Here is a 6751-nt window from a genome sequence, read left to right as displayed (position 1 = left end):
GAAGATTTGTTTTATCGGCTAAATGTTATTGCTGTTGAAATGCCTTCACTCAGAGACCGGGACGACGACGTTGTATTGTTGGCCCGACACTTTCTGCATTGTTTTAGTGAGGACGAAGAAAAGCAATTCTCTGGTTTCACTCAGGATGCCGAGAATATGCTAAAGCGCTATAGCTGGCCGGGCAATGTTCGCCAATTACAGAATTTGATTCATAGCTGTGTTGTAATGAATGACGGACCGATGATTACGGCAGATATGCTCAATGATTTACTGACATCCAGGGAGCAAATCTCTACTCCGGCGGTGTCTGTTCCACACATTTCAACTGATCCAAATGTACCGTCAATAAGTTCATTTGATTCGAATTTGCCACACACGAAGCCGGAAATTGAGCCCTTGGCACTCATGGAACGCAAAGCTATACAGCAAGCCATCGCGCTGTATGATGATAATGTGGTTAAAGCCGCAAGCGCGCTGGAAGTTAGCCCTTCTACGCTGTATCGCAAAATGCAGCAATGGGAAGAATAGGGCTTCGCATATTGCAAAAATCGAACTGAAAGCAGGCTTGCAGCCTGCTTTCCAAATTGCATTAATCAAAAAATTCAATCCTTTACCTGTATCAACTCGGTTGGTCTGTTTCTTGTAATAACTGATTATCTTCAGGTAGTCGGTAAGTATGAATGAGCCAGATCGCATTGTTGTTCAAGCAAGGTTTGCAAACCGCTTTGCAACATAAACTGGCGCGCAATGTGGCGTGGTCGTTAGGTACCGAGCTATTTGGCAAAGTCTCCCGGTTGGTTACATTAATTGCATTGGCAGCGTATATTCCGGCTGTCTCTTACGGGCAGGCAATGCTGGCCCTGGCCTGTCACGAAGTGATCCGCACTATAATGCGTTTTGGTGCGGGTTCGCAAATTGTGCAGTGTGCACACCACGAGTTAACTACCTTCGCCGAAAACGCGATCACGCTCCAGTGGTTGTTAAGCGGCGCATTATGCGCGTTGCAATTCACGTTGGGCTATGTGTTGGGTCTGTTTTACAACGATCCGACGCTTTCTCTGCTTATACAAGCTATGGCATTCACTTATCTGCTGTTTCCTGTTGTGGGTGTCACTACCCTGTTAATTCAACGGAATAGCAACTTTCGGTTTTTCAGCCTTCGCAATGGTTTGTGTATTACGGGCGAAAACCTGTCTGTGGCTGCCTTTGCGTTTGTTGGTGCAGACGTGTGGTCTGTGGTGGCAGGTAAATATGTATTTGCCGTTATGTGGGTCATCGGTTTTTCACGGGCGCCAGTGCCGGCGTTTCGCGCCAAATTCGATCCAGCCGTCATGTGGTATTTGTTCACCACTTCAGCGCAGTTATTTACCACTGAAGCGGTGCGCTCTATTCGCCAACAGGCCGATTTGTTTATCGCTGGCCGGGTACTCAGTGCTGAATGGATGGGGGTATATGCGTTTGCCCGCAGCGCTGGGATTGGTCTTAGCCAAACCCTGAGTCAGGCGTTCACCAGTGCGCTGTACCCGCAATTATGCCAACAACACCGCAATGGTCAGCCGGTAAGGCTGAACATGCGGTTATTGGCAATGGCGGGGCTGGTAGGCGGTGCATTTTTAGCCCAGGCGATTATTGCGCCTGTATACATACCTATTTTGTTCGCCGACCGATGGAACGATGCCATTCCGGTTGTATCCGTGCTGTGTGTCACAGCGATACCCGCATTGATAATAGAAACACATGCAACGGCAATCCGCGCAACCGGTGCGTATTACAAAGAGCTGGTTACCCGCGTGATATTTGCCGTGTCTACGGTGTGTTCGTTGTTGCTGATGTCACCAGCATCGCCTATCGGGTTTGCAGTTGATCTGCTTATTTCGAGTGTGATTGGCCTGCTTTGTGTGCTAGTGCATTCCATTGTGTCCGAAGGGATACCCGTCATTTTTCAAACCAAATCAACTAAAGAGCAACCGCTATGAAAACGCCTATTGTTTCAGTTGTTATGCCTGTTTTTAATGCTCAGTATTACCTTAGTGCCGCCATTGAGTCGGTATTGCAGCAAACGTGTGAGTACTTTGAGTTGATTTGTGTCGATGATGGCAGCACCGACGATTCACTGGAGATCATCAGGTCATTTCATGATCCACGTATACGCCTGGTAAGCGAAAATCAGCTTGGTTTGGCCGCTGCGCGTAATGTGGGTATTCATTGTGCACGAGGACAGTTTATAGCGTTAATAGACCCAGACGATTGCTATGAGCCCGAGAAACTGCTGCTGCACCTAAAGCATTTGTTGAGCGATCCACGTATTGGCGTAAGTTATTGCCCGTCTTTATTTATCGACCAAAACGGCAAGAAAACCGGACTGGGGCAATATCCCCGCTTGCACAATGTGGATACTAAACAGGTTATGTGCCGGAATCCGGTTGGGAACTGTTCAGCAGCTGTGATCCGCATGGCGGCGCTGGAATCGATTCAGCCTTTTGTGGCAAAGCATGAATCAGGTCGCTTCTGTTATTTTGATGAGACCTTGAAACAGTCTGAGCACAATGACTTCTGGATGCGGATTTCACTGAACACCGATTGGCGGTTCGAAGGGATCAGTATGCCGCTTACGTTGTACCGGGTGAACCAGGACGGACTGTCCGGTGATCTGGAACAAAACTACTCAAACTGGCAATCGAGCATGCAGCGTCATCTCAACAGTCATCCTGCGCAGGTGAAGCCATGGCTCTCGTTGGCCCAGGCATATCAACTCAGATACCTGGCGCGTCGCGCGGTAAAAAGTGGTGATCCGTTTAAAGCCATTGGCTATGTAATGCGGGCGGTTGCAACCAATGTGCGTATAGTTTGGGAGGAGCCAGTTAAAACCCTGGTTACGCTTGCCACTGCAATTTTAGGGCTGTTACCTGCTCCGCTTTACAAGCAGTTGGAAAAGGCAGCTATCCGCCTGATTAGCAAACGCAGTTTGTCGGTGTAGCCCCTTATGAGTAAAAAAAAGCAACAATACAATCTGCATCCGAGTCAGGACCCGGCGTTAAAAAGCCTGTTAACCCGATTAGGACCAGACATTGCAAATAGCTTTAATACCGAGCAGCTTATGGCGCTTAGCCGGGTAGTGGGTTTACGTGGCGGTCGCATTCACTCAATCGACATCAGAACCACAATGCAGGTGCCGTTTTTACCGTGGAGCTTTTATTGGGTATTTTTGGTTGGTAAAAACCGCCGGCAGTTAACGCCAAAAGAAAAAGCCATTGCGGTGGGTATGCTGGTACTCTGTGTTACCTGTTTCTTAATGGTGTGTGTGGCGCTGGCGCTGGTGGTGCTCTATATTCTCAAATCCTGGTTCGGGATCAATCTAATCGAAAATTACTCTCTTGGGCTGTGGGACTGGCTGCAAGCCAGTTTGCATTCGCTGCTCCCGGTACGGGAATTTTTTGTGAGTTGGAATCACTGAATAAGGGCCTGCATGGCCCTTAGTTGTTTTAGTGTGGGCGACGCAATGTACAATAGCAATCCTGCAAATGGGCATTACCTCTCCGCCCTCTTTTTCAATCACCCTTGCGCATTCGTTAACAGTGGGACGTTTTCAAAAGGCAAAAATTTCTTTTTTTGCAAATAATTCTGAAAATGAAAACGGGAGGGTTGAAAGTGTTGCACTTCCATTAAAGTTATCTAATTGTATGAATTTTAATAGTTATTTTTTGTTTTATGTTGTTGGCACAGGAATAGCATTATTAGCAATACAGTTAGCGGGATGCATGGAATAGCAAATCAACGTGTCTTTAGCAACGTGAGTTAAATGACAATCAGGGAAGGGTCTCGTAATCAGACACCGCATGAATGGATTGTGCTTACTGTAAGCAGTGCCAGTGTACATCGGCGACGGCCGACCCGGCGGCTAAACAGAGAAATTCACTCGTGCTTGAATAACGAATTTTAATGAAAGTAGGGTTACATTATGAAAAGCCTGACCACTAATACTATCAATCGTCGCGGTTTGCCTATTATTCTGCAGCAGTTGATTGCTTCATGCGCATTGTTAATCTTGTCACCGCTGTTGTTACTGGTTGCATTGTTGATCAAACTGGAAAGTAACGGCCCGGTGATCTTTAGTCAAATCCGTGTTGGCGAAAATGGTCGTCAGTTTCGCTGCTTTAAATTCCGCTCAATGTATCTGCCCGGCTCCCCGCAACTGGCTAACGTTTCCATGGGGAAGAGTGACAGAAGCGGGATTTGTCAGAAGTTTTTTAATGATCCGCGTGTTACTAAAACCGGTCGAATCATTCGTAAATTGTCTATCGATGAAATCCCGCAGTTGGTGAATGTCTTGAAAGGGGATATGGCAATCATTGGGCCTCGCCCGCACCTGGTAACCGAGTACATGCAATACGATCCGTCAGTACTGGAACGTCTTAACTGCAAACCTGGTTTAACCGGCCTGTGGCAGGTGTCTGGCCGCGCAGACACCACTTTTGAACAACAGCTTATGCTAGATAAACAGTACATTGCCAATCAGTCATTTTGGCTGGATGTACGTATCTTCTTCGCAACTATCCCCGCTGTGTTGTTAGCGAAAGGCGCTTACTAACCCGGCCAGTTTCAAGGAGCTTCGACGCGCTCTATTCCCGGGCAGGTGACTGACCCGGGTTTTTTATTTTCTGCGCCCAATTACCTCCCCAGGTTCAATAAGTTTGTTTTATTGCGCGTGCTCATAGGCTGAGGCATCCGTGACTTTTGAACGTACGGTTTTACGCTTTGAGATCGGCTGAACCGAGCACAATTGCAAATTCAAAATTTCAATTTGCAAATTGAAAAGCAGTCAAATTTTTTATTGTATAAGCTGTTGATATTAATAGTTTTTAAAGTTGGAACGGGTATTGCTGTAATAGGGAGTACACACATTGAGGAAGCGCAAAAATAGCTTCTGGAAATTGGAGAAAAGTGTAATGAATTCTGCTTCAATCTCGGTAGTCATACCGTTACATAATAATGAAAATAGCATCGTTGATGCCATCAACAGTATTCAGCGACAATCGGTAAAAGTGAATGAGATCGTGGTGGTTGATGATGGCTCTTCCGATGGGAGTGTGGAACGGGTAGCGGCGTTGCAGATACCGAATCTGAAACTGATTAAGCAAGCCAGTTTAGGGCTCGCCGCAGCCAGAAATCGCGGCATCACTGAGTCTTCCTCCCGTTATGTAGCGTTTTTGGATGCTACCGATCAGTGGATGCCGTTCTTTACGTTGGAAATGCACACACTGTTCACCCGTTTTCCCGATCTGGACCTGTTTGCATCGCGTTATCAGTTTATTGAAAAAAACGGTATGCCCGTTGATGCAAGCGTTCGCTTTGGTATGTCCCCCAAAGAAGCCTGGCTGATGCACGATTTTTTGGCTATTGCAGCGCGTGGTGATGCGCCTTTCGTAACGTCCTCCTGTGTAGTGAAGCGCGAATTGTTTAACGCCTTGGGGATGTTTCCCGCAGGCGAGGCAATAGGTGCTGAATGTACCTTTTTTGCCAAAGCTTCGCTGGCGGGAGCCATTGCTTATAGCCCGAATATTCTGGTTCACCATCGGCGCGGCGCGCTCAGCCGGGTGTCAGATGCTGAGCCATACCAGAATGTGCTGAGCTCCTGCGAACGATTGCTTGGCAGTTTAAATAGCAGCCCCATCGCACGGATAGTTGCAAACGACATACAACAGTATTGCGCCAGTTTGCTGTTTGGTTTCATTAAATCCAATCTGGCGGCAAAACGCTATCAGCAAGCGCTGGCGCTGCTGGGGCACCCACTGTGCAAACAAAAGCCTGCACTCTCCGGGATGTTAAAAGCCGCTGCGTATACAGGCAGGTTATCTCAATATTTCACTGGCAGCGGCTTACCCAATCCAAAGGAAAAATTATTATGAAACTCAATGCCATTCTAATCGTAAAAAACGAGGCTGATATTGTTGAGGAGAGCCTGCTGTTTGCCATGAAGTTTTGTCACAAAATTTATGTTTACGACAATTCATCTACAGATGGCACATGGCAAATTGTGCAGTCGATGGCCGACCGGTTTAAAGAAATCGTCATTTATGGTCAGGCTGGGCAGGCCAGCAATGGTCACATTGCCAATCGCATCTACAACCAATACAGCCGCCACTACGGTGAACTGGACTGGTGGTACATCCCGGATGCCGATGAACTGCTCTGTGAGACGCCAGTGCCCTTGTTGGAAGAAGCTGCAGAGCAAGGCAAAACCTGCGTATCCGCCTGGCAGGCCCGGTTTTATTTTACCGACCGGGATTATCAGTATTTCGACAGTGAAGATGTGTCTAAGCCTGTTTCGCAAAGAAGGAAGTTCTATGCAATTAATTGGAAAGAAGAACGGTTTTTTATTAACAAGCCAGGCGAGCTATGGTCGGAAGATGCTGGTGAGCGTATGCCCCCTTGGGCAAACAAGCCGTTCAAAAAAGCCCCTGTGTGCCGTCATTACCCCGAAAGAACGCCGTTGCAAATCAACGCTCGCAGGGCACTGAAGGAAATTGGTAAGAGTTGTTTTGTGCAGGATATGACCAGTGTGAAAAAGGACCTGCGTGAGGCCAGCAAACTGGACACTTACCAAAACGACAACCACTTCGTGTTTCGCCAGAGTCTTATGCTGCGTTATCACGTTAAAAAAGCCCGGCAATGGATTGCAAACAGGATCAGACGCGTTAACCAGCAATTGTCGCTGATCACCAAAAAACACGTGCTGGGTATGTAACGGTTG

Annotated in this window: 8 protein-coding genes; all 8 read left to right on the top strand. The window is 47.4% G+C overall.

Translation table 11 applies throughout. The features are described from left to right. Positions 1-528, top strand: a 528-nt coding sequence (locus tag ACLR2L_RS08225; RefSeq protein ID WP_413367298.1) for a helix-turn-helix domain-containing protein, incomplete at its 5' end; no start/stop codon positions are given. Positions 529-680: 152 nt separating this feature from the next. Beyond that, positions 681-1976, top strand: coding sequence for an oligosaccharide flippase family protein (locus tag ACLR2L_RS08220; RefSeq protein ID WP_413367296.1), 1296 nt, complete (start codon positions 681-683; stop codon positions 1974-1976). After that, positions 1973-2977, top strand: coding sequence for a glycosyltransferase (locus ACLR2L_RS08215; protein WP_413367294.1), 1005 nt, complete (start codon positions 1973-1975; stop codon positions 2975-2977). Before ACLR2L_RS08220 ends, ACLR2L_RS08215 begins: the two co-directional genes overlap by 4 nt. Before the next feature lie 6 nt (positions 2978-2983). Then, positions 2984-3454 carry a hypothetical protein gene (locus tag ACLR2L_RS08210; RefSeq protein ID WP_413367292.1) on the top strand — a complete coding sequence of 157 codons (471 nt, stop codon included), beginning with the start codon at positions 2984-2986 and terminating at the stop codon, positions 3452-3454. Positions 3455-3521: 67 nt separating this feature from the next. Then, complete coding sequence (locus ACLR2L_RS08205) at positions 3522-3767, top strand: hypothetical protein (RefSeq protein ID WP_140957703.1); 246 nt, start codon at positions 3522-3524, stop codon at positions 3765-3767. 191 nt (positions 3768-3958) lie between these two features. Continuing rightward, positions 3959-4588: a sugar transferase gene (locus ACLR2L_RS08200; protein ID WP_413367290.1), complete on the top strand. Its 630-nt coding sequence runs from the start codon at positions 3959-3961 to the stop codon at positions 4586-4588. A gap of 358 nt (positions 4589-4946) precedes the next feature. After that, positions 4947-5906: a glycosyltransferase family 2 protein gene (locus ACLR2L_RS08195; RefSeq protein ID WP_413367288.1), complete on the top strand. Its 960-nt coding sequence runs from the start codon at positions 4947-4949 to the stop codon at positions 5904-5906. Then, positions 5903-6745 carry a glycosyltransferase family 2 protein gene (locus ACLR2L_RS08190; protein ID WP_413367286.1) on the top strand — a complete coding sequence of 281 codons (843 nt, stop codon included), beginning with the start codon at positions 5903-5905 and terminating at the stop codon, positions 6743-6745. Before ACLR2L_RS08195 ends, ACLR2L_RS08190 begins: the two co-directional genes overlap by 4 nt. Positions 6746-6751 lie beyond the last annotated feature (6 nt).

Source organism: Alteromonas sp. AMM-1, from assembly GCF_047290655.1.
GTDB lineage: Bacteria > Pseudomonadota > Gammaproteobacteria > Enterobacterales > Alteromonadaceae > Alteromonas > Alteromonas mangrovi.
Note: the sequence above shows the minus strand (reverse complement) of the source record. Positions and strands in the feature narration are given on the sequence as shown.

Bases quoted from the DNA above. Each gene is read 5' to 3' on its own strand.
- ACLR2L_RS08205 (WP_140957703.1), top strand. From the start codon at position 3,522: ATGGGCATTACCTCTCCGCCCTCTTTTTCAATCACCCTTGCGCATTCG.
- ACLR2L_RS08220 (WP_413367296.1), top strand. From the start codon at position 681: ATGAGCCAGATCGCATTGTTGTTCAAGCAAGGTTTGCAAACCGCTTTG.
- ACLR2L_RS08210 (WP_413367292.1), top strand. From the start codon at position 2,984: ATGAGTAAAAAAAAGCAACAATACAATCTGCATCCGAGTCAGGACCCG.
- ACLR2L_RS08215 (WP_413367294.1), top strand. From the start codon at position 1,973: ATGAAAACGCCTATTGTTTCAGTTGTTATGCCTGTTTTTAATGCTCAG.
- ACLR2L_RS08190 (WP_413367286.1), top strand. From the start codon at position 5,903: ATGAAACTCAATGCCATTCTAATCGTAAAAAACGAGGCTGATATTGTT.
- ACLR2L_RS08200 (WP_413367290.1), top strand. From the start codon at position 3,959: ATGAAAAGCCTGACCACTAATACTATCAATCGTCGCGGTTTGCCTATT.
- ACLR2L_RS08195 (WP_413367288.1), top strand. From the start codon at position 4,947: ATGAATTCTGCTTCAATCTCGGTAGTCATACCGTTACATAATAATGAA.